The organism is Terriglobus roseus (assembly GCF_900102185.1).
GTDB classification, from domain to species: Bacteria; Acidobacteriota; Terriglobia; order Terriglobales; family Acidobacteriaceae; genus Terriglobus; species Terriglobus roseus_A.
Window position 1 is genome coordinate 4,450,396 of sequence record NZ_LT629690.1, and the last position, 22,336, is coordinate 4,472,731.

General features: G+C 57.2%; 17 protein-coding genes. 5 read left to right on the forward strand and 12 right to left on the reverse strand.

From position 1 onward, the window contains the following. The first annotated feature begins 51 nt into the window (after positions 1 to 51). On the forward strand, positions 52 to 585 hold the full coding sequence (locus BLT38_RS18560; RefSeq protein ID WP_083346521.1) for a helix-hairpin-helix domain-containing protein: 534 nt from the start codon (positions 52 to 54) through the stop codon (positions 583 to 585). A gap of 68 nt (positions 586 to 653) precedes the next feature. On the opposite strand, the gene BLT38_RS18565 is transcribed toward BLT38_RS18560, so the two are convergent. Both BLT38_RS18565 and BLT38_RS18570 read right to left on the reverse strand, forming a co-directional pair. After that, complete coding sequence (locus BLT38_RS18565) at positions 654 to 1,730, reverse strand: SurA N-terminal domain-containing protein (RefSeq protein ID WP_083347192.1); 1,077 nt, start codon at positions 1,728 to 1,730, stop codon at positions 654 to 656. A 71-nt stretch (positions 1,731 to 1,801) separates the two neighbouring features. Beyond that, positions 1,802 to 2,809 (reverse strand): DsbA family protein, encoded by a 1,008-nt coding sequence (locus tag BLT38_RS18570; protein WP_231966619.1) that lies wholly within the window; start codon positions 2,807 to 2,809, stop codon positions 1,802 to 1,804. Between the two features lie 104 nt (positions 2,810 to 2,913). On the opposite strand from BLT38_RS18570, the gene BLT38_RS18575 reads away from it, so the two are divergent. The 3 genes from BLT38_RS18575 to BLT38_RS18585 are packed head-to-tail and all read left to right on the forward strand — an operon-like array spanning position 2,914 to position 6,952. Beyond that, positions 2,914 to 3,954 carry a UbiA prenyltransferase family protein gene (locus tag BLT38_RS18575; protein WP_083346523.1) on the forward strand — a complete coding sequence of 347 codons (1,041 nt, stop codon included), beginning with the start codon at positions 2,914 to 2,916 and terminating at the stop codon, positions 3,952 to 3,954. After that, positions 3,951 to 5,489 (forward strand): glycosyltransferase family 39 protein, encoded by a 1,539-nt coding sequence (locus BLT38_RS18580; protein WP_083346524.1) that lies wholly within the window; start codon positions 3,951 to 3,953, stop codon positions 5,487 to 5,489. Before BLT38_RS18575 ends, BLT38_RS18580 begins: the two co-directional genes overlap by 4 nt. Continuing rightward, positions 5,486 to 6,952, forward strand: a complete 1,467-nt coding sequence (locus tag BLT38_RS18585) for a glycosyltransferase family 39 protein (RefSeq protein WP_172838349.1) — start codon at positions 5,486 to 5,488, stop codon at positions 6,950 to 6,952. Before BLT38_RS18580 ends, BLT38_RS18585 begins: the two co-directional genes overlap by 4 nt. Positions 6,953 to 7,040: 88 nt before the next feature. Here BLT38_RS18585 and clpB read toward each other — a convergent pair whose 3' ends face one another. The 10 genes from clpB to BLT38_RS18635 form a co-directional block, all read right to left on the reverse strand. Further along, positions 7,041 to 9,686 (reverse strand): ATP-dependent chaperone ClpB, encoded by a 2,646-nt coding sequence (gene clpB / locus BLT38_RS18590; protein WP_083346526.1) that lies wholly within the window; start codon positions 9,684 to 9,686, stop codon positions 7,041 to 7,043. Between the two features lie 136 nt (positions 9,687 to 9,822). Continuing rightward, complete coding sequence (locus tag BLT38_RS18595) at positions 9,823 to 10,329, reverse strand: Hsp20/alpha crystallin family protein (protein ID WP_083346527.1); 507 nt, start codon at positions 10,327 to 10,329, stop codon at positions 9,823 to 9,825. A 201-nt stretch (positions 10,330 to 10,530) separates the two neighbouring features. Then, positions 10,531 to 10,737 (reverse strand): hypothetical protein, encoded by a 207-nt coding sequence (locus BLT38_RS18600; protein WP_083346528.1) that lies wholly within the window; start codon positions 10,735 to 10,737, stop codon positions 10,531 to 10,533. Between the two features lie 221 nt (positions 10,738 to 10,958). After that, the gene (locus BLT38_RS18605) at positions 10,959 to 12,515 is read right to left on the reverse strand and encodes a sialidase family protein (protein ID WP_197674908.1); all 1,557 of its coding nucleotides are present in this window, start codon (positions 12,513 to 12,515) and stop codon (positions 10,959 to 10,961) included. A gap of 145 nt (positions 12,516 to 12,660) precedes the next feature. Beyond that, on the reverse strand, positions 12,661 to 14,250 hold the full coding sequence (gene hslU, locus BLT38_RS18610) for an ATP-dependent protease ATPase subunit HslU (RefSeq protein ID WP_083346529.1): 1,590 nt from the start codon (positions 14,248 to 14,250) through the stop codon (positions 12,661 to 12,663). Continuing rightward, complete coding sequence (gene hslV, locus BLT38_RS18615; protein ID WP_156785314.1) at positions 14,251 to 14,820, reverse strand: ATP-dependent protease subunit HslV; 570 nt, start codon at positions 14,818 to 14,820, stop codon at positions 14,251 to 14,253. Positions 14,821 to 14,932: 112 nt separating this feature from the next. Next, complete coding sequence (locus BLT38_RS18620; protein ID WP_172838350.1) at positions 14,933 to 16,225, reverse strand: glycosyltransferase family 87 protein; 1,293 nt, start codon at positions 16,223 to 16,225, stop codon at positions 14,933 to 14,935. A gap of 459 nt (positions 16,226 to 16,684) precedes the next feature. Next, positions 16,685 to 17,725 (reverse strand): aldo/keto reductase, encoded by a 1,041-nt coding sequence (locus BLT38_RS18625; protein ID WP_083347193.1) that lies wholly within the window; start codon positions 17,723 to 17,725, stop codon positions 16,685 to 16,687. Positions 17,726 to 17,827: 102 nt separating this feature from the next. Then, positions 17,828 to 18,748, reverse strand: coding sequence for a tRNA (adenosine(37)-N6)-dimethylallyltransferase MiaA (gene miaA, locus BLT38_RS18630; RefSeq protein WP_231966620.1), 921 nt, complete (start codon positions 18,746 to 18,748; stop codon positions 17,828 to 17,830). A 164-nt stretch (positions 18,749 to 18,912) separates the two neighbouring features. Then, entirely contained in the window at positions 18,913 to 20,622 is a 1,710-nt protein-coding gene (locus BLT38_RS18635; RefSeq protein WP_083346533.1) for a glycoside hydrolase family 28 protein, read from the reverse strand. 279 nt (positions 20,623 to 20,901) lie between these two features. On the opposite strand from BLT38_RS18635, the gene sthA reads away from it, so the two are divergent. Continuing rightward, positions 20,902 to 22,314, forward strand: coding sequence for a Si-specific NAD(P)(+) transhydrogenase (gene sthA, locus BLT38_RS18640; RefSeq protein WP_083346534.1), 1,413 nt, complete (start codon positions 20,902 to 20,904; stop codon positions 22,312 to 22,314). The last annotated feature ends 22 nt before the right edge of the window (positions 22,315 to 22,336 follow it).

Below are 22,336 nucleotides of genomic sequence, written 5' to 3' on the forward strand. Positions count from 1 at the left end.
GCCCCGGGTCTTCATTGTTTGTAATTTCTTTTTACGGGTGACAGAGAACACATGAAGCATGTAAAGCCGGTACTTCTTAGCTTGACGTTTGGCCTTCCGCTGCTGGTCTGGGGCGTTTCCCTGGGCAGCGCCGTCTCCGCTCAGTCGGCTGCGGACCAGATGCCCGCCGGCCCCGGCAAAGACATCACCGTGGCCACCTGCACCAAGTGTCACTCCATCACCAACATCACTGGCCAGCACAAGGACCGTGATGGATGGACGGCGACCATCACCAAGATGGTGGGTTATGGCGCTACTGGCTCCGATGAAGATTTCCAGGCCATTCTGGACTACGTCACGAAGAACTACGGTCTGGACAGCGCTGGCGCAGCCGCACCTGCTGCCGCTGCAGCACACAAGATTGCAGTGAACACAGAACCTGCAGCCCAGCTCGTTACGGATCTGGGACTGACCGACGACGAGTCGAAGGCACTGGTGGCCTACCGCGATAAGAACGGCAACTTCAAGACCATCGATGACCTTAAGAAAGTACCGGGCATTGATGCCACGAAGTTCGACGCACACGCTGCCGATCTGCAGTTCTAATCAAGACAAGCGAGTAAAAAAGGCTCGGCATATGCCGAGCCTTTTTATATGGATTGAAACCGCAATCTCTAAGCGCCTGAACCCGCCTTGAAGATGTCTTCCGCGTAGTAGTTTTCCACCTTGGCCTGATCACGCAGCATTTCAATGTAAGCGCTGCGCAGGAGCTGGCTGCGAGTGTTACGAATCTGATCGCGGATGCTCTGCTGAACTGCCGGATTATTCAGATCGCGCTGTCCTGCGGCCTCGCGGCTTACCAGGTGGATGATCGAGTAGCCAACAGGCTGCTTTGATCCCGGAGGCGTGATCGTGATGATGGCCGTGTTCTCGCCCGCTTTCAGCTTGCTCACCGCATCCCACACCTGCGTGTCCTGTCGCAGTTGCGATTCAGAGATAAAGCCCATGTCGCCGCCGTTGGAAGCGGTCTGAGGATCTTCGGAGTAGTTCGCGGCCAGCGCGCTGAAATCTGCGCCGCTGTCTAACTGTGCCTTCAGCGTGGCGATCTTTTTGCGAGCATCGGTGTCGTTGCCCGCCTTGCTGCCCTGCAGATTCGTTCCGCCCGCCTGCTGCGATGGCTGGTTCGTCACCACAATCTGGGCAAGGTGGATCTTGTTCTCAATCAGGTTGAAATCAGCCTTGTGCGCGTTGTAGAAGTTGGAGACTTCGCCATCGGTCACGTTGATTTTGCTGTTGATCTCTTTGTTAAACAGCTTTTCCAGCGTAATGGACTTGCGCAGGTCACGACGTACTTCGTCCAGCGACCGTCCACTTTCCTTGAGCATCTGGTTGAACTGCTCTTCGGTGTAGTGGCTCTTCATCTCCGTCAACTTGGCGTCCACTTCTTCATTGGTGGCCGTCAGGTTCATCTTGGCAGCGCGCTGCTCAGTAATCTCCGCGTCGATGAGCGTGCGGAGAATGGTCAGCTTGTCGCTCTTGGCCTGTTCTTCCGTGATGGGCTGTTGATCCTGCTTGCCGCGCTCCTGATCGTCGTAGGTGCGGTCCAGCTCAGAACGCATGATGGCGTGGCCATTCACGCTGGCGACCACGTCCGCTCCGTGTTCCTTCTTGCACCCTACGGTGGCGACAACGGTGAAAAGACTGAGGGCAGAAAACACCCAGGTGGCGCGATGTGCGGTCTTTAGAAGCATCCGGTGCAATGGTAACGCCTTCGCGCCCGGAGCGCACGGTTGCGGCAGAAGCTGTGCAGATTCACGAAACATTATTTAGCCGCCGGAGTTTCGGTGGAAGCCGCGGGAGCGTCCAGCGAGGGCAGCGGAACTGCGGGTGGAGGTGTGACTCCCTGTGCCAGCAGGGCGTCATCAACGGCACGATAAACAAACTCGATCGGCACGGCGCCGGTAATCATTTCGCCATTGATGAACAGCGCGGGAACACCGTTAACGTTCAGCCCCTCGCCTTCTTTCATATAGGCCTTGACGCCGGTTTCATCCTGCTTGTCCACGCAGGCATTCAGGCGCTTCATGTCCAGCTTCTGCTTCGTGCCTTCATCCAGCGCAGCGCGGTCCAGCTGCTTCAACGCCACGGGCAGGGTCTTATTGTTGTCCTTGTCTTTCGCGTCTGGATCAATGCCTACGGTATCCAGGTGGCTGTGCATGTAATCCACGTAGTTCCAGTAGGCCTTGGGACTCTGGTCTGCCAGACAGTCGGCGTTTACCGCTGCGTGCAGTCCCCAGGGATGAATCTGGGTCAGAGGGAAGTCCTTGTACACAATGCGGACATTGTCGCCATATCGGTTCGTGATCGCCGGGAACATCTGCGCATGCATACGGGCGCAGTATGGGCATTCCAGGTCGTCATACACCACGATTTTGACGGGAGCCTTCTCGCTGCCGCCGCGCGAGGGGCGTCCCGCATCGCTGGTGATAGTCGAAGGATCCTTGGACAGATCGAAGGTGTTCATCTGCGCCAGCGACTGGTTGTCCTTGCTGATGAGGAAGGCCATCGGCTTCAGGGGCTTGCCATATTCGCCAATCGAGACGGTGATCTGGTCATAGCCCGTAACGGGGCTGGGGCGGCGGTCACCCACCTTCACGTCATAAGTGAACGGCAACTGGGCCTTCGTGCGGATCAGTAGTGCGACGCGGCGCGTTAGTTCCGGCGACATCTTCATAGCGTCCGCGCCAGCCTGGGCACGGCAACCGCTGCTAAGGATAGTGCTGGCAGCCAGCAGAAGAAGTGCAGAAAAACGCGCGGTGCGAGGGAACATCGACATCCTTTGATTATCTCAGGCTTGTTAGACGGCTCACTTTTCACAAGGGCACAACCACAGGATGGTAGCCTAAGGCGAAAGATTGGAGTCCCCACGCCATCATGAATGACGCCTTGAAACCGACTGTGTCTCTGGGAGAGCGCGTTCGCGCTCACATCGCCATTGCGCGGTTAGATCACTCCATCAAAAACCTGTTTGTCCTGCCGGGCGTGATCGTCCCACTCAGTGCTTACCCCGCGCTGCTGGATCGCTCCCTAATTGTTCGGCTAATTCTGGCGTTCTTTTCCATCACATTGGTGGCGTGCAGCAACTATGTCATCAATGAAGTGCTGGACGCGCCTTTCGATCGTTTGCACCCAACTAAGAAGAACCGTCCGGCAGCGCGCGGCCTGGTGAACATCCCCGTGGCCTATATACAGTGGCTCTGCATGATGCTTGTAGGCTTGGCCATTGGCTGGTTCTTCATCGGGAAAATGTTCACTCTTGTAGCCCTGATCCTCTGGATCATGGGCTGCCTGTACAACTTCCCGCCGGTTCGCACCAAAGACAAGCCTTACGTGGACGTGCTGACTGAGTCGGTCAACAACCCGTTGCGCATGTTGTTGGGTTGGTATGCCGTAACGGCAGTGCTGGTGCCGCCGGTTTCCCTGCTCGTTGCGTATTGGATGATCGGCTGCTACTTCATGGCGCTGAAGCGCTTCAGTGAGCTGAATGAGATTGGCGACCGCGCCGTCGCGGGCTCGTATCGTAAGAGCTTCCAGCACTACACCCCGGAACGCTTGCTGGTGTCGGTCCTGTTCTACGCTTCCACGGCCATGCTCTTTTTGGGCGCATTCATCATCCGTTACCGCATGGAATTGATTCTCGGCTTCCCGCTGGTGGCCTTCACCATGGCCATCTATCTGCAGATTGCGTTCAAACCGCAATCCGCTGTGCAGAATCCGGAAAAGCTTTATCGTGAACCGCTGCTGATGGCTTCGTTCGTTGCCACGTCGCTGGTAATGGCGATTCTGCTCTTCATCCGCCTGCCGCGGCTTGAGGAATTCTTCAATCCCACGCTTCCCTCTTCGCCTGCGGTGACCGCACCCGTTCCTCAGGCGCAGTTGCGAAATGATATGGGCTTCATCGGCGAGGTGGCATGACAGCAGCGTCTGAGAGCCGATTCAGCCGCACCCTGCTTATTGTCGTTCTTATTCTCACGGCAGCCAGCGCGCTTGCCTGGGGCCACTATCGTCCGCTTGATCAGGACGAATGGTTCGTCTTCCAGACGGACACAGTATCTTCCATCAGCAAGCTGGTAGAGGTTCAGCGACATTACCCCATCTCGCTGGACCCGCTCTTCTATCATCTGCTCGGACACGCCTCTACATCGCTCTTCGGTGCAACGGCATTTGCTATCCGCTTACCCTCGTTGCTTGGTTTTCTATTGATGCAGGTTTGCCTGTACTTTGTGGCGAAACGCATTGCAGGAAACTTCGCGGGATTTATTGCTGCCATTATCCCTGCTCTTACAGCAACGCTTTTTTACGCGCAGCAGGCGCGGCCTTACGGTGTTCTCCTGGGGCTCGGAGCGCTGTTATTGCTCGCCTATCAACATGGCACGCGCGATCCGCAGCGTACCGGATGGTTGATTGCTCTTGCTGCATCACTGGCGCTTGCGTTGAACACGCACTACTTTGCGATTCTGCTACTGCTGCCGTTGTATACGGCGGAGCTGGTGCGCATCGTGCAGCGTCGTCGCATCGATTGGCCCATGTTCTTCGCCATTGCGATCGGGTCAGCAGGAGCGTTGCTCACGTTGCCGTTCCAAAAAGGCGCAGGAGAATTTCGTAAGCACTATTACAACGTGGGCAAGATCGGACTGCATGCCGTCACGCAGTCTTATCGCGCACTCTTTCTGAATTACACGCAGTATTCGTTGCGGGCGCAGCACATCCTCATCGTGCTTCTTGTGGTGGCGGCATTGGTTCTCGTCGGTGCAATCCTCGTTCGTTTTCGCGCGAACGATCCGACTGTACCGCTGGCTGAGAAGGCGTTCCTTTTGGTACTTGCGATACTTCCCTTCTTCGGCTTTCTGCTGGCGCGCTTCGTCACGCATTCCATCGAGGTGCGTTACATCCTGCCGGCAATTCTGGGGCTTTCCGTTCTCATTGCAATTGCCATTACGCCAATTGAGCGCAACGCATTTCGTGCACGTGCCCTGGTCGGAATTGTGCTGCTGCTACTTGTCGGCGCGGGCTTCTCACGTGCAGCAAATGCCCGACTGCAAAGACCATCGCTACAGATGTTGACGATTGCGCACGCAGCGGCGCTCTCGGGTCCTATCTATATCCAGAACATGGGCCACTTCGATGAGTTAGGAAACGCGATTGCAGATCCTGCCGTGCGTAGCCGCATCGCGCTGGTTTACTCCGCACCGTTGGAGATTGCCCTCGCGCATCATGACACCCAGTCGCTCACAGCAGAACACATGCAACATTTCACGGGCTACCGTATCGAACAATACGAAGATCTCCGCAGCCAACCCGGCCCGCATTTAATGATCGTTTATCCCGGTAGCGGATGGGACTGGCTGGATTCAGCATTGGAACAAGACCACGCCACAATTACACCTCTAGGCCTCGCATTGGGTGGGGAATTCGTTTCCGTGGCGTTTTCGGCCAAGGAGAATCGTTGAAGAAAATTCAAGCTCTGTTAGTACTGCTCATCGCAAGCGTCTATGCGCTCTACTTCGTTCATCTCGGGGCGGACTTTCCCGCGTTTGTGCGTTGGAACGATTGGGCGCGCTACACCGATGAAGGATGGTATACATCCGCGGCAATTCAGCATGTGCTAACAGGGCGTTGGTATTTCCCAAGCGGATTTAACCCCGTTGTAGCACTTCCGGTGTGGCCCGCTCTCATGCGCTTGTGGTTTGCGATTGTTGGTTGCAGCATGGTTTCCGAGCGAGTTCTTGCCGTGCTTCTTATGGGGGGCTCGCTTTTGATGCTGTACTCCCTGCTGCGCCGAACGGTGTCCGAAACTACGTGCATGATCGCAATCTTGCTCTTCCTGCTTTGTCCTTATAACTATGCATTCGCACGTATGGCCTTCCTTGAGCCTCTGGTGATCTTCCTGTTTTTCCTGGGCCTTTTTATTTGCACCCTGCGCTTATCTTCCTGGGTACGTGCAGCGGCCGTAGGAGTCGTTCTCTGCGCCATGCTGCTTACGAAGACCACAGCTCTCACTCTGGCGCCAGCCATGTTACTTTTCCTGATGGACTCGTGCAATCCTGGAGTCCCTCTTCGAACAACAGTTCGTAATCCTTGTACACTTGCGATTCCGGGGCTAGCCATCGCGATAGCATCGCTGCTAATGGGAGCGTATTTCCTCTTGCTCGTTCGGCCGCACTATATCGCTGACTTCCGCAACATCTTCCACATCAATGCGTATCACGCTAATCTCCGTATTCTTCCGGAAAAACTAGCGATCGCATTAGCCGATCTTCGTGTTGTCGATCCGTATGTAGCGGTGCTTGTACTCGTACTGCTGCTGATGTCACTATGGTGGTTTCGCGACCTGTGGTCTCAGCCGTTGTTTCGTGCCTCTGCACTCGCTGTTGCATGCTACGTCTTCTACATTGGCTGGCATGGGTGGCTCTCACAGCGTTATTACGCTCCGTGCGCATTCCTGCTCACGTGCATGCTAGCTATTGGAGTGCAGCGGATGCAGCACTCCCGAGTTTGTTTTCCCATCTTCACGGTGGTGCTTGCTCTTGCGGCTATCATCATGACGATTTCCACCCTCCGCTGGATCGCGCACCCCACATACACCTTTCGCGATGCGTCCCTTTCTATCGCTCGACACATGAAGGCGGATACCGGTGTGCCCACTGTTCTCGCGTCGCCTTCCAGTGACGACCTTGCTCTTTACTCCGGTATTCACACCTGGAATCCCACGTGGCCCACACAGAATTTAGATGTGCTTCTGCAGCAGAACCCTCTCGGATGGTATGCGGCATGGGTACCGCAAGAGGCGTCTCTTTCACCTGCTATCACGAACCGTTACGATGCTCGAGAGATTGAGCGATGGACTGCGATGCCGGATGAGATTCACCAGTATCTGGTGCTCTATCGTCTTACTCCACGCACAAGCAACTAAAAGTGCCGTAAGATTTGCGTGAACAACGCTGTCTGACCAAATTACAAAAGCCCCGGCGATTTGCCGGGGCTTTTTGCTTCCGTTGAGTTCAGGCTGTAGTTGGTAGATCCGCGGGTTCCGATGTGTGCCCCGTGACGTTGAAGGCGAGATTCTGCCCTGCGGCTTCCACGCGAACGTGATCGCCATGACGAACTTCGCCGTTCAGGATCTTGATCGCCAATGGATCTTGCACAAGCCGCTGAATTGCACGCTTCAACGGTCGCGCACCATAGGCTCGGTCGTATCCCGTTGCGAAGACCAGATGCCGTGCTTCCGGCGTCAGTTCCAGCGTGATCTTACGATCCTTCAGCAGGTTCTCCAGCTCATGCAAACGCAGATCAATGATGTGTGTCAGTTGATCCTCGCCCAGCGCATGGAAGACAACAATGTCGTCCACACGGTTCAGGAACTCCGGACGGAAGTGCTTTTTCAACTCGTCCAGCACACGTTGCTTCGCATCGTCAAAGCCCTGCGGACCTTCAGCCCACGCGGTCGTCAGAGCATTCGCACCAATGTTGCTCGTCAGAATCAGCACAGTGTTTTTGAAGTCCACCGTACGTCCTTTGCTGTCGGTCAGACGGCCGTCATCCAATACCTGCAGCAGCACGTTGAACACATCCGGATGTGCTTTTTCGATTTCATCGAACAACACAACCGAATAAGGCCGACGGCGCACTGCTTCGGTGAGTTGACCGCCTTCATCAAAGCCCACATATCCCGGAGGCGCGCCAATTAAGCGTGCCACGGCGTGCTTCTCCATGTACTCGCTCATGTCGATGCGCACCATCGCCTGATCGTCATCGAACAGGAACTCAGCAAGTGCACGCGCCGTCTCTGTCTTGCCTACGCCTGTGGGCCCAAGGAAGATGAACGAACCAATCGGCCGCTTCGGATCGCTGAGACCTGCGCGCGAACGACGAATAGCATTTGCAACCACGACCAATGCTTCGTCTTGGCCAATGACGCGCTCTTGCAGACGCTTCTCCATCTGCACCAGCTTCTGCACTTCGCCTTCGAGCATCTTGCTGACGGGGATGCCGGTCCACCGCGAAACAATCTCCGCAATGTCCTCTTCATCCACTTCTTCCTTCAGCATGCGCGCAGACGCACCGGCCTTGATGGCATCCTGCTCGCCTTCCAGCGACTTCAGTTCTGCTTCAGCCTTTGGCAGATCGCCATACTGAATCGCAGCAGCACGTTCGTAGTTGCCGCGACGCGTCTGATCCTCTGCTTCGAACCGCAGGTTCTCTACCTGTTTCTTTAGATCGGTGATGCGACCGATAGCATCGCGCTCATGCTGCCACTTCGCACGCAGGCCACTTGCCTTCTCGTTAAGTTCGGCGAGTTCGCGCTCCACATCTTCGAGGCGAGCCCTGCTGTTGTCATCTGTCTCGCGCGCAAGAGCCGTCTTCTCAATCTGAAGACTCATCACGCGACGATCAATCGCATCGATCTCTTCAGGAACTGAGCCGATTTGGATTGCCAGCGAAGCCGCGGCCTCGTCCACAAGGTCAATTGCCTTGTCCGGCAGAAAGCGATCGCTGATGTAGCGATGCGAAAGCTCTGCCGCAGCAATAATGGCGGAGTCCTTGATGCGCACATTGTGATGCGCCTCATACTTCTCTTTCAATCCCCGCAGGATGGCGATGGTGTCCTCAACATTCGGCTCGCCCACATACACCTGCTGGAAGCGACGTTCCAGGGCCGCATCTTTTTCGATGTACTTGCGGAACTCATTTAGCGTGGTCGCACCAATCGCACGCAGCTCACCGCGGGCCAGCGCAGGCTTCAGCATGTTGCTTGCGTCGACAGCACCTTCGCTCGCACCCGCACCAACAAGAGTATGAAGCTCGTCAATGAACAGAATGATCTGTCCATGCGACTCCTCAATCTCCTTTAGCATGGCCTTCAAACGCTCTTCAAACTCACCGCGATACTTAGCACCGGCAAGCATGCTCGCCAGATCGAGCGACACAACGCGCTTATCCTTCAACGATTCAGGAACGTCACCGCTCACGATCCGGCGAGCCAGTCCTTCCACAATCGCAGTCTTACCCACGCCTGGTTCGCCGATAAGAACGGGGTTGTTCTTCGTACGACGCGAAAGCACCTGCACCACACGACGAATCTCTTCATCGCGGCCAATGACGGGGTCCAAACGGCCTTCGCGTGCCTGCTTGGTTACATCTTTGCCGTACTTCTCCAGCGCCTGGAACTTGCCCTCAGGATTCTGGTCCGTCACACGCTGTGTTCCACGTACGCTGGTCAGCGCCTTCAGAATTGCGTCATGCGTCGCGCCTAGCGCGCTCAATGCGTCACGCGTCGGGTCGCCCTTTTGCTGCGCCAATGCCAACAGAAGATGTTCGGTTGAAACAAACTCATCCTTAAAGTTGTCGGCTTCCTTAAATGCCTGCTCCAGCACCTTCGACAGTGCCGCTCCAGCATTGGGATTTTGCTGCGCGCCCTGAATCTTCGGCAACCGCTCAATCGCGGCATTCACACTCGTCAACAACTGCTGCGCCGGCACGCCGATTTTTTCTAACACCGGCAGCACAATACCTTCACGGTCTTCCAGCAGAGCCGCCAACAGGTGCAGCGGCATCACCTCTGGATTGCCATACTCCGCGGCCATCTGCCCGGCGGCTTGCACTGCCTCCTGGCTCTTGACCGTCATCTTGTCCCACTTGATTGCCATCCCCTGACTCCTGTTACTCGAAATACTAGTGCGTTACCTTCTCCTGAAAAACGGGGTTGCCGGGACAATTCACGGCAACCCCACAGCACTCAACGCGACCTGCTCACCTCCGCGGAGTGCAAACTGCATCGCCGTCTTACGCGGCCTTCTGTTCGGCTGAGGCAGGCTGGTTTTCCTTTGCCTCAATCTGATTTGCAACGACGGCAACCTTGATCTGTTTTGGCTGTGAGGCTGCCTTTTTCGGCAGCTCAATCACCAACACGCCGTTGTCGCTCTGCGCAGTCACCTGCTCCGTGTCCACCGATTGGGGCAGGGTAAAGCTGCGAGTGAACGATCCAAACCGGCGTTCGATGCGACGGAAGTTCTCTTCCTTCTGCTCGCCAGCCAAGGCGCGTTCGCCCTTCACGGTCAGCACGTTGTTTTCCACGCGCACATCCACATCCTCCGGCTTAATGCCGGGGATCTCGAAGGTCAGCGCCAGTTTCTGCGCGTCCTCATAGATGTCTACCGCCGGAACGAAAGAGCCAGACTGCAGGCTCTCGCCCTCCGTCGCTTGTGGGCGGGAGAAGTCATGAAAGATGGAATTCAGCCGGTTCTGCAGTGCGGCTACATCCGAAAACGGTGTGAAACGGGTGATCGTCATTCTCTATCTCCTTGAACCTGCATATCTTATGAGGCCATACCCGTTAGGAGGGCAGCCCAGCCTCTGTACTATCTGATGCAGATAGTAGCATGAAGATGCAGATTATATGAGCGCGATACGCTCACATATAGAGAAAATTTTAACGGCTGGCAGTCCTGAATTACTGCCAGCCGCCACATCCCCGGGGAAGGTTCTCGTTTACTACAGCTTGAAGATGGAGTTGGAAAACGGGGTTGCCGGTGGGGGGGTGTCCTTGTCGTACTGGATGGGGGCAAAAGGACGCTCGCCCTGCGTGTGATCGCCCTCTTCATGTTTGGTGGCGGTCACGGTGTGCAGAGAGTTATGTTTTTTGCCGATCTTGCGCGACAGATGGTTGTGGTTGGAAGAGCCGTGCGAGAGAAAGCTCATGGGGATACCTCCTAACGTCCTCGAACTACGTCAGAGGTGCTCGTCTGGAGCGGGTCCAAGAGGGTGCGGTCGAGAGCGGCAATACCAACCGGGGTCGGCCAGGCCCAGAGGGGCGGGCTGAAGGCGAATGACACCTCCCTGCCGCGCAGCATACGCCTGCCGCGCGATAATCGGCAAGCTGCCGTCTGCTATTTTCAGACTTTTGCAGGGTGTTGATATCACTACTTCGGGCTGGTCAGGGAATCCTTCTTCACCTTCACGACGAAATACGTAAAGGTCCCACCGTCAGGGATGATCAGCTGGTGGGCAATCTCCGGATCAATGTGGGCTACCGCTCCTGCCTTCATCACCTTGGAAACACCGCCAACTACGGCGGTACCCTTCTGCTCGCCGGGAGCGGTGGTTCTCGCGTTCTCCAGGTGCCCTCCGCTTACCAGCGTTGCTTCACCTGCAACAGCAACGAACACATCCACCCAATCGCGGTGCTGTTCTGCTTCGCCTGTCTTCACGCGTGTCGTGATGCCTAGGCTGTGATTTCCATAACCGCCGAGCGGTTGTGGATATACGCCCATCTCGGCCTTTGCAGCGTCTGCGGTGGTGGCTTTGGTCCAGTTCTGCATCTGCTGATCGGTGAATACTTCCGCGGCGGTGAAGGGTTCGCCAGCCAGCTTGATCGTGTCTTTCTTTCGAAAGCCTGCGATGCGATGAAACGTCAGGTAGTTTGCATCGTGAAAACTGTGCGCTGCACCCTGGTCATCGTCGAAAGCCGTGCGCGAGGCCACGATGATGTCGCTGCCATCGAACTGCCAATCGACGTATTGAAAGCCGTGCACACGCGACTCGGGGTGGTGCAGCACAATCTCACGTGGTGTCCAGTGCGTCAGGTCTGGCGAACTCATCAGGGCTAGTGTGTTTCGCACACTCGCAGGCGAGCTCACGGCCATGGGCTCTCCTGGCAGCGCGGGGTTTGACAGGGTCCAGTACAGCTTCGACACAGGATCGAAGCGAATGGAAAACTTCGTTGCGCCGCCGGGAAAGGCCATGAAGCGATCCAGCTTCATGCTGTGTTCCGCCAACTTCAGCACGGCAGCCCGCGACGCGTTGTTCACGCGCAGAATGTCCAGCATCGAGCCATCACGATCGACCACGGCGTTGCCTTCCAGCCACGTATCACCGAAGTCGCCTACTGGGAATGACAGCCGATCTGCCATCGTCCAGCTCGTGGGCTTCGTAAGGTCACTGTCTACCGATGCCCACATCAGGAACGCCTGGAAGGAACCCCACGGACCTTTGGGGTGGTATTCAAATGCCCGGTAGATCTTGCCGTCATGAACTACGACTGGCACTGGCGCTGTGTGGTATCCCGTGTCTTCCGTGAGGAAGTGGGGGTCGCTCCAGGTTTTGCCATTGTCGTCTGACTCACGGATGACGATCCGACCGTACTCGTAGCTGGTTCCCATCAGGTAGATGTGGTTTTTCAGCACAAATAGGTTCGACCAAAACTGATCGTTTACTTCGGCGACCTTCGTCCAGGTCGCACCACGGTCATGGGAAAGAAAGATTCGCGATACGGCGGATACCGTGCTGGTGGACCCGGGGCCGAACAGGTCATGCGAAGCGACGTAGTCACCATTCGGCGCAATGACGATCGAAGGGGAGCCGATATATTCGCGACTTGCAGGCGGTTGGTGGTCAATGACCACGCCCGGTACCTTTTGGCCAAAGAGGTTGGCGCTCAGGGAAAGAAAGGCAAGCAGGGCGCAGGTACGGAATCGCATGACCGCTCCTCAACAAATAAGCGGCTCTCTTTTTTGAAGAGAGCCGCCGCATGCAGACATTAGAAGAAGGGTATCGTTCCACCTGAGCTAGAGCCAGCGTTAGCGGTACAAAGCTGTACTAACTGGTTTCTGTAAGCTCCGACGGCTACAAGATATAGCGGCTCAGATCCTGATTCTTCACAATACCTGCCACCTGCTGTCGAACGTATTCGCGGTCGATGAGGACCACGCGCTCCACACCGCCTTCCACCTGGCGTTCCAGCACTGGCAGAGGATGCGCGTTTTCCGGCTGTGCCGCGCCGCGAGGTTGTTGCACCGTGCTTGGCTCCACCTGTGCCACAACACCATTGACGGCGGGTTGAGCGTTCTTGATCAGGTCTGGCGCCTGGAAGCTGATCTCGTCCAGCACGCGTTCCATGATGGTGTGCAGACGACGCGCGCCTATGTTTTCGGTGGTTTCGTTCACGTTGAACGCAAACGACGCCATCTCTTCCAGCGCATCGGGCTGGAACTCCAGCTTCAAGCCTTCGGTCTCCAGCAGAGCAATGGATTGCTTCACCAGTGACGACTTCGGCTCCGTCAGGATGCGGATGAAGTCTTCCACGGTGAGCGACTGCAGCTCCACTCGGATAGGGAAGCGGCCCTGCAGCTCGGGGATTAGATCGCTGGGCTTCGAAACGTGGAACGCGCCAGCGGCGATAAACAGAATGTGGTCCGTGGAGACGAATCCGTACTTCGTGTTGACGGTGGTGCCTTCCACAATGGGCAGAATGTCGCGTTGCACGCCTTCGCGGCTGATGTCGGGGCCGTGGCCACCTTCGCGTCCTGCAATCTTGTCGATCTCGTCCAGGAAGACGATGCCCGAATCTTCCACGCGCTCAATCGCGGTGCGTGTCACCAGATCCATGTCGATCAGGCGGCCTTCTTCCTCGCTGATGAGGTATTCGAAGGCTTCGCTGACCTTCATCTTCTTCTTGCTCTTTCGCGGTCCGAAAAGGCCGGGAAGGATGTCTTTCAGGTTGACGTCAGCATCTTCTGCGCCGCCCACGCCCACAATCTCAAACTGCGGCTGATTGCGGTCGCGCGCATCCAGCTCCACGGTGCGGTCGTCCAGCTTGCCTTCACGGAACTGCTGGCGCAGCTTTTCGCGTGTGCGCTCCTGGGTATGGGGTTCCTCCGGCTTCGCTTCAGCCGAAGCATCGAAGTCAATCGCAACCGCAGGTGTTGCCGCAAGATCAGCGGGTTTTTCCTGCGCAGCTTTCAGCGTCTCGGGAGCAGGTGGCAACAGCAGATCCAGCAAACGCTCTTCGGCGTTACGCTCCGCCTTGTCCTCAATCTCTTCCAGCTTCTCTTCGCGCACCATCTCAATGCCGGTTTCCACTAGGTCGCGAACGATGGATTCCACATCGCGGCCCACGTAACCGACTTCGGTAAACTTGCTGGCTTCCACTTTTAGGAATGGAGAATTGGTTAACTTGGCTAACCGTCGCGCAATCTCTGTTTTACCCACGCCAGTCGCGCCGATCATGATGATGTTCTTCGGCATGATCTCGTCGGCAAGCTCGGGTGCCAGCTTCTGCCGGCGTTGACGATTGCGCAGCGCAATAGCGACTGCACGCTTCGCTGCGTACTGGCCAACGACGTACTTATCCAGCTCCGCAACGATCTCGCGCGGCGTCATCTCTTCCAGCGCAACGGCCTGGTCTTCTGCTACTCCGGGAAGGTAAATGGCCATTTAGAGCTCCTCCACGGCGATATTGCTGTTTGTGTAGATGCAGATCTCTGCGGCAATCTTCATACCTTTTTCGACGATCTCGCGAGCCGAAAGGTCTGTATTTTCCAGCAATGCCTGCGCCGCAGCCTGCGCGAACGATCCGCCAGAGCCGATGGTCATGATGGCGCCATCGCCGGTCATGTCCGGTTCAATGACGTCGCCATTGCCACCCAGCAAGTACATGTGTTCCTTGTCGGCGACCAGCAGCAGCGCCTCAAGTTGGCGCAGCATCTTGTCGGTGCGCCAATCCTTGGCGAGCTCTACCGCGGCGCGCGGCAGGTTTCCGGCAAACTGCTCCAGCTTGCCCTCGAAGCGCGAGAACAGCGAGAACGCATCCGCCGTCGATCCCGCGAATCCGGCCAGCACCTTGTCCTGATACAGCCGACGTATTTTCTTGGCGCCAGATTTCATCACGGCTGAGCCCAGAGTCACCTGGCCATCGGCGGCCATCACCACCTTGCCGTTACGACGCACGCACAGAACGGTAGTGGACCGAATGCGGCGTCCATCTGCCGTGTCGTACGGGTGCATCGCGGGCTGTGCGGAGTGCGTGGTATCTGCCATGGAATCGCTGCGTAAAGACAGCTCAGAACGAGTGCCAGAGGAAGTGTGCATCACTCACCAGTATACGCCCGCGACTGCCCTAAATCACTGGCTCCGCCTCGCCGCGAGTGACCTTCCGCGCCAGCACCATCAGCACCACCACCAACAACAGCGCGCTGAAATACATGTAGCTCTGGATGATATTCCATCCGTGATACGGCGCGGCCTTGTTGAATGCCAGCCACGCATTCATGGTGAACAGCGAGGCGATGCCCAGTACCCACGGGCGTTTATGCTGCCAGCATCCATAGGCGAACCAGACCCACGCAAACACGCCGCAGACGATGCCGTAGTGATGTTCCCATGCCATCGGCGATGCGGCTACGGACGCAATGCCCATCGCCGCGAGATCAGCCGCGGATGCACGCAGCTTGCCCCACGGAAACAACAGTACCGCACCCATGAGCACCAGCGCCGTCGACACCGTCGTCAGATACACCCAGCGGATGTACGGCGTGTAGAGCAGGGGAGTGTAGGAGATGTTTTCGCCATTGCCAATGGCGCGGTTCAGCGTACCGAACATGCTCTGGTTGCCGTAGTGCGACTGCGCCTTCTTGCTCAATCCAGCTAGCACATGCAGAAAATCCAGGTTGTTATGAACTCCGAAAACGATCACGGAGAACAGCAGCAGCACGGCGGATGTGGCCAGAAATGCGATCGTGGCGTTCCAACGCTTTCGCACGGCCATCCAGATCAGCAGCAGCGCATATTGTGGCTTCACGAAAGCCAGCAGAGCGCCGACAACGCCTCCAGCGGCTTCTTTGCCTTCCGACCACAGCAGAAGCAGCAATGCGAATTCAAACGACAGGTACGTCTGTGCATTGCCCAGCGAGTAGCCCTTCAGCAGTGGATAGCAGAACAGAACAGCCGCCAGCACGGCAACGATGGTTTCCCACGTCATGCGTACGCCGCGCGCTTTTAGAAACTTGTGCCCCATGGCCAGCGCGACACCCGCAATGCCCACCAGTGCAAGCCACGATGTCACAGCGAGAAAACGCAGCATAGCCACATCGCCCATGCCTAGTTTCTTCAATGCCCACAGGGGCAGAATGCTAGCCAGTGAATAGATCAGTGTGTCGTACAGCGGCGCGTAGTAGATGGGGAGTGTGGGGTGTTGCAGGAAATAATCCACGGACCGCATCATGGGCAGCCAGGAATCCGTCCACGTGCGAAAGGTCCAGAAGTCGTGCACCATTCCGCCAATCGAGCCGGGGTTGCCCCATCCGAACAGCTTGAAAAGAACGCGAGGAACGAAGTTCGACAATACAAGACTGCTCAACACAAACAGCAGCAGACGACGGCCATGCGCAGGATCGCTGTGACGTGGACTCATTCCACTCCAGTACAGCACGGACGCAGCGGCTTTGCCACGTCCATAGGTCCTCATGCGTTGTCGGCCTGAAAGGTGATCCTATTCGTCAGAACGTTCGTATTCGCGCTTCGTTCCACGCTCTGACAGGCGCACACGCATGCGGCAAAAATTGCATCGCCATGGATATTGGCCGAAGAGTGGCCAGAAATACCGCTCTAATAAGCCGCGGCGCTTGCTGCGCTTCAGCCTGCCGCGCTGACACATCGTGCAACTACGATCGTTCATGAATCACCGGAAAAGAAAGAAACGGACTCCAAGCAGCAGAAAAGTGGTGCGGGGCGCAGCAAGAATAAGGACTCTTTTAGGTCGAGATGATTCTAATGATCGTTACACACGCTTGGTTGGGAAATATCATGCCAATGACAAAGAAAAGACTTCGGTTTCCCGAAGCCTCCTCTTTGACTGATACTGCCGCTGGTATTACGAACGATAGGCAGGTGGTTGCGGGTTGCGATGGTAGAACTGCACCTGATGCCAGTAGGGATAGGGCTTCGGTAGCTCGCTGGCTTGGTCCAGCTTCGCTACCTGCTCTTCCGTCAACACAAAGCTGGCGGCTTCCAGATTGCCCTTCAACTGCTCAGCGTTTCGCGCGCCGATAACCAGGCTGCTTACCGTTGGCTTGCGCAGCAACCAGTTCAGAGCTACCTGCGGTACAGTCTTGCCTGTTTCAGCGGCAACGGCATCCAGAGCGTCCACCACTTTGTAGAGATATTCATCGTCTACCACCGGGCCACCGGCGGTGCCTTCTTTGGCGCGAGTGCCAGCAGCGGGCGGATGTCCACGGCGAATCTTCCCGGTCAGGCGTCCCCATCCCAACGGACTCCAGATCAGTGCGCCGACACCTTCCTTATCGCCCACCTGCATCAGTTCCCACTCATAGTCGCGGCCAATCAGTGAGTAATACACCTGGTGCGCGGCGTACTTTGCCCATCCATACTTTTCGCTGATGTCCACAGACTTCTGCAGCGCCCAGCCGGAGAAGTTGGAGCAGGCGATGTAGCGGATCTTGCCCTCACGCACGAACTTGTCGAGTGTGTTTAGCGTCTCTTCAATCGGTGTCAGACCATCGAATGCATGCATGTGGTAGACGTCGATGTAGTCCGTCTGAAGGCGCTTCAGGCTGCCATGAAGCTGCTTCGTGATGTTGTAACGGCTTGATCCACTCTCGTTCGGCCCGGGGCCAAAGCCGAAGGTGGACTTTGTGCTGATCAGCACGCTTTCACGAGGCAGATGCTTGATGGCAGCACCCAGAATCTCCTCCGACCGGCCTTCGGAATACACATCGGCTGTGTCAAAGAAGTTCACGCCAGCGTCCATGCACTGGTCAATCAGTTGCCGCGCTTCTTCAACGTCCGTGGAACCCCACGTTTTGAAGAACTCGTTCGAACCACCAAAGGTGCCAGTGCCATAGCAGAGCACGGGAACCATAAGACCACTGTTGCCAAGCTGTCGAAATTCCATATTTCCCTCAGATGCCTCATCCATCTCGAAGTCGCAGAAGACGCCTCTCAATGTATCGCCATGGCGCGCCAGCGTTGATAAAAAATCGCGCAGAGTCAGGTTTTAGATCGCAAGCAAGCGCAATGCTTCGTCCACCGCATCGCCACCAAAGCTGTGTAGCCATTGCACGCGCGCGTCGCGACGGAACCACGTGCCCTGGCGTTTGCTGTAATTGCGATGGCCAGTCTGCGCCTTCGCGATGGCTTCGGCTTCGGTCATTTCGCCACGCAAGACTGCCTGAGCTTCTGCGTATCCCAACGAACCTAACGCACGGCAGTCCGTTCCGTACTTCGCCACAAGTCCGCGTGTTTCTTCCACTAACCCATCGGTAAACATGGCTGCACAACGCGCGTTGATGCGTTCGTACAAAGCGGCCCGATCTGGAGCCAACCCCATCTGCACCACGCGAAACCCTTCGAGCGGGGAAGGAGAACGTGCTTGCCACGCATCACTCATCGGCCTGCCTTCGAGTACGGAGACCTCAATCGCACGAATCAGTTTCGGATGGTCGTTCTCATGAATCCGCGAAGCTGCGGCGGGGTCCAGCCTTCGCAACACACGCATCAGCACGGCGGGGCCGCGACGTTCCATCGCTGCACGCAGCCTGTCGCGAAGAGATTCATCGCGCTGCGGAACAGGGCTGAAACCATCCAATAGAGCTCGCAGATAGAGACCCGTTCCACCGGCCACGATGGGGACTTTGCCGCGACTGGCAATGTCCTGCACAGCCGCGCGTGCGGCTCGGCCATACTCGCCTGCGGTGTATTCCACGTTGGGTGGCACCACGTCGATCATGTGGTGCCGCACCCGCGCGCGTTCTTCTCGCGATGGCTTCGCTGTGCCCAGCTCCATTTCCTGATACACCGCTACGGAATCGCAGGAGACGATTTCGCCATCCAGCTTTTCTGCAAGCGCAAGGGAGAGTGCGGTCTTACCGCTGGCAGTAGGGCCAACGATGACTGGCAAAAGGGGAAGCGCGCTCACGGCAGCATCCCTCCGCGCCAAGCGCGCAGCACGACAACAATCAGCATGATGGCGCCAATTGCTATGGCTGCAGCCAGTTGCAGTCGTTGTAGGCGCGCCTGTTCCTTCGTATGCATCCTTCACCAACATAAAGCCGGTGAAGGATTTGCGTGTGTGAGTAGGCCTTACACGGTCTGATCTCTCGCGTGGTCCACTTTCTCGTCGCGATAAAACTGGCAGCCAAAGAGCCGAAAATCCTGCACGTTGTGCAGGCGGAACTGCTTCTCCTGCAGACGACGTGGCAGACGCAGCCGGAACAGGTCCACGCCGTCCGCATCAGCCAGCAGCATCGCAGGCCGCGTATCACTGGTGGATTGGTTGGCAAACTCCACGTTCGTCAGTTCCAGGTTGCGAATGTGGCGTGCGTACAGACCGCTGGCTGGGACATCGCCGAACATATTCGGTTCCGGATAGCCGGTGGGAAGCTCCTGCGGAATGCCATCAGGACCCAGTGGTGCAGGTCCGGCCTGCCCATAGCCAGACGAGGCGTGACCCTTATCGATGGCGCTCATCTGCACATTCGAGGCTGCGGAAACACTCTCAATTGGCGTGTGATGGAAGTAGCTGTCGGAGAGCTTTACATCTTCAATCGCGTGGTCGGGAATGCCCGCGAAGATGCTTGGCATTGGGTCAGCATCGTGGCTGGTAACGTTGCTCATCAACACGCGTTTCAGCGTGCCAATGGGAATTTCTTTCGGTCCGCGCATGCGTGATTGCAGGCGCAGGAATAGTGGCGCGCCACGCACACCGCGCATGGTGATGCCGGTGAAGGTGATGTCCTCCAGATTCGCACCATCGGCAGTTTCCAGCGCGAAGCCGCGGCAGGTGTCGAAGGTGCAGTCGGAGATGGTGATGTTGCGGAATCCGCCGTTGGATTCCGTGCCACACTTGATGCGGCCATGACCGTAGAAGCGGACGGGGTTCACGTGCGGCTTCCATGTGCCGTCCAGCACTGTGCCCACCTGGTATCCGCCGGTGACGTAGCAACCGGTGATGGTCACGTTGATGGTGTCGCGGCGGTAGCCCAGCGCATAGCTGCTCTTGGGGCAGATGCCGTCATCCTGCGGCGAGTTCACGGTGCAGTTGCTGATGCGCACATTGCGGCAGCAATCCACGTCAATGCCATCGCGGCTGGTGTCGATCTTCAGGTTGTCGATGGTCAGATTGTCCACGCCGGTAGCAAGAACGCAGAACCATCCGCCGCGCAGAACGGAAAAGTCGCTCAGGATGACGTTGCGGCAGTTCTTCAAAGCAATGGCTTTATTTCCCACACCGGGCGACGTGCTGGCGGGGAGATCGACTTCCGCTTTCTCGCCGCGAGCCAACCCCTTACCCCAGATCAATCCCGGGCCAAAGATGCCAATGTCGTGCAGATCCTCGCCCCAGATCAGCGAGTTGTGCCAGTGATTGTGGCCGTAGTCCTGAAACTTCTCGATGGCGGGATTCTGCGGTTCAGCAGCGTCGTATCCGCCGGTTTTCAGGCCGTCCATGGGAACGGTGGCGGCAAGAATGGTCGCGCCCTGCGAGAGATAGAGGGCAACATTGCTCTTCAGGCGAATGGAGTAGCTGGCGTAAACGCCTGCCGGGAAGACCACCGTGCCGCCGCCCGCGTTGGCCGCCGCTTCAATGGCTCGGTTGATGGCGGGAGAGTCGATGGTTTGGCCGTCGCCTGTAGCGCCAAAGCGGCGGACATCATAGTAGACCTCGCGCGTCGAAGTGGCGGCTCCCCGACGGGGCTGGGCCTCCATCGATCCCGCAAGTGTGACCGCGCCACCGGCCATACCCAGCCCGGCCATCTTCAAAAATTCACGACGAAACTCCTGCACGTTTTTCATCCCCAAAACTCGTCTGTGTGGAAAGCAGCACTAGTTTAGGCGAGACCAATGACGCGGACATGATGGAAATGCCGAAACCTGTAAACGGTAACCTTTCGACTGCCGCCAGCCGATAGAGGGATATGGGTGCGCGGACGCGGCTCCCGTGCTGTGGTAGCCTGAAAACCGAAACAGGGGTGAGCGGAGCCGCACAACGGCGGCACATTTCCGTCCACTAGAAAGCGTTAACGAACCGCCAGAGCGCGCAGCGTCCTGCCAACCAGAGGAAAGCGCCATCGCATGAGCAGTGCATCGTCGGCCAGTGTGTATGACCTGATCGTGATCGGCTCCGGCCCCGCCGGACAACGCGCTGCCATTTATGGCGCAAAACTCGGTAAGAGGGTCGCCCTCGTCGAGATGCGCGAAGTGGTTGGCGGAGCCTGTATCAATACCGGAACCATCCCCAGCAAAACCATGCGCGAGGCGGTGCTGCACCTCTCGGGCTATAACTACCGCTCTATCTACGGTATGAACTACCGTGTGAAAGAGCGCATCACGATGGCCGACCTCGCCTTCCGTGTGCAGCACGTCATCAAGACCGAAATTGACGTTACTGAAGCTCAGCTTTCCCGTAACAACATCGAGATGTTCACCGGCGTCGCCTCCTTTGAGGACCCGACCCACCTCCGCGTGACCAATAGCCGCGGATCGAACGTCTACGAAGCGAAGAACATCATCATCGCCACAGGCACGAAGCCGGCCAGCAGCGATAAGGTGCCGATCAACGGCAACACGATCATCAACAGCGATCTGGTGCTGGATCTGAAGCAGTTGCCCAAGACCATGATCGTTGTGGGCGGCGGCGTGATCGGTGTGGAATACACCTGCATGTTCGCCGCGCTGGGTGTGCGCGTCACGCTGATTGAGCGTCGTCCACGTCTGCTGGAGTTTGCAGATCAGGAAATTGTGGAAGCGCTGAGCTACCACCTGCGCGACAGCCGCGTGACCATGCGCCTCAACGAAGAGGTGGAGTCCGTCGAAGAGAACGAAGACGGCACCGTGACGGCGAACCTGGAATCGCGCAAGAAGGTACAAGGCGACGCGCTGCTGTATGCCGTTGGTCGTCAGGGCAACGTGGATGAGTTGATGCTGCAGAACATCGGCGTGGACTCCGATGAGCGCGGCCGCATTCCAGTCGACAAGGATTACCGCACGAAGTGCGCCACCGTGTTTGCCGTGGGCGACGTGATCGGGTTCCCGTCGCTGGCGTCGGTATCCATGGAGCAGGGCCGCATCGCAGGCGCTCGCGCGTTCGGTGACGAGACGATCCTGTCTAACCCCAGCTTCTACCCGTACGGCATCTGGACCATTCCGGAGATCAGCTTCCTTGGCAAGACGGAGGAGCAGCTCACGGAAGAGGACGTGCCTTACGAAGTGGGTGTGGCGTACTACCGTGAGATTGCCCGTGGACAGATTCGTGGCGATACGACGGGACGTCTGAAGCTCATCTTCCATCGTGAGAACAAATCGATTCTGGGTGTGCACATCATTGGCGAAGGTGCCAGCGAACTGTTGCACATCGGGCAGGCTGTGATGGCGCTGGGCGGCAACGTGGACTACTTCGTAGAGACGGTCTTCAACTATCCGACTCTGGCCGAGTGCTACAAGGTGGCAGCGTTCAACGGCCTCAACCGCCTGCGTCGCGGCGACTAGTTCGATCTTGTAAGAGATAGAA

Coding starts and splice junctions, on each gene's coding strand:
- BLT38_RS18570 (WP_231966619.1), bottom strand. CDS start 2,809: ATGTTCCCTCGCACCGCGCGTTTTTCTGCACTTCTTCTGCTGGCTGCC.
- BLT38_RS18580 (WP_083346524.1), top strand. CDS start 3,951: ATGACAGCAGCGTCTGAGAGCCGATTCAGCCGCACCCTGCTTATTGTC.
- BLT38_RS18595 (WP_083346527.1), bottom strand. CDS start 10,329: ATGACGATCACCCGTTTCACACCGTTTTCGGATGTAGCCGCACTGCAG.
- sthA (WP_083346534.1), top strand. CDS start 20,902: ATGAGCAGTGCATCGTCGGCCAGTGTGTATGACCTGATCGTGATCGGC.
- BLT38_RS18635 (WP_083346533.1), bottom strand. CDS start 20,622: ATGAAAAACGTGCAGGAGTTTCGTCGTGAATTTTTGAAGATGGCCGGG.
- BLT38_RS18560 (WP_083346521.1), top strand. CDS start 52: ATGAAGCATGTAAAGCCGGTACTTCTTAGCTTGACGTTTGGCCTTCCG.
- hslV (WP_156785314.1), bottom strand. CDS start 14,820: ATGCACCCGTACGACACGGCAGATGGACGCCGCATTCGGTCCACTACC.
- clpB (WP_083346526.1), bottom strand. CDS start 9,686: ATGGCAATCAAGTGGGACAAGATGACGGTCAAGAGCCAGGAGGCAGTG.
- BLT38_RS18620 (WP_172838350.1), bottom strand. CDS start 16,225: ATGAGTCCACGTCACAGCGATCCTGCGCATGGCCGTCGTCTGCTGCTG.
- BLT38_RS18625 (WP_083347193.1), bottom strand. CDS start 17,725: ATGGAATTTCGACAGCTTGGCAACAGTGGTCTTATGGTTCCCGTGCTC.
- BLT38_RS18565 (WP_083347192.1), bottom strand. CDS start 1,730: ATGCTTCTAAAGACCGCACATCGCGCCACCTGGGTGTTTTCTGCCCTC.
- hslU (WP_083346529.1), bottom strand. CDS start 14,250: ATGGCCATTTACCTTCCCGGAGTAGCAGAAGACCAGGCCGTTGCGCTG.
- BLT38_RS18575 (WP_083346523.1), top strand. CDS start 2,914: ATGAATGACGCCTTGAAACCGACTGTGTCTCTGGGAGAGCGCGTTCGC.
- BLT38_RS18605 (WP_197674908.1), bottom strand. CDS start 12,515: ATGCGATTCCGTACCTGCGCCCTGCTTGCCTTTCTTTCCCTGAGCGCC.
- BLT38_RS18600 (WP_083346528.1), bottom strand. CDS start 10,737: ATGAGCTTTCTCTCGCACGGCTCTTCCAACCACAACCATCTGTCGCGC.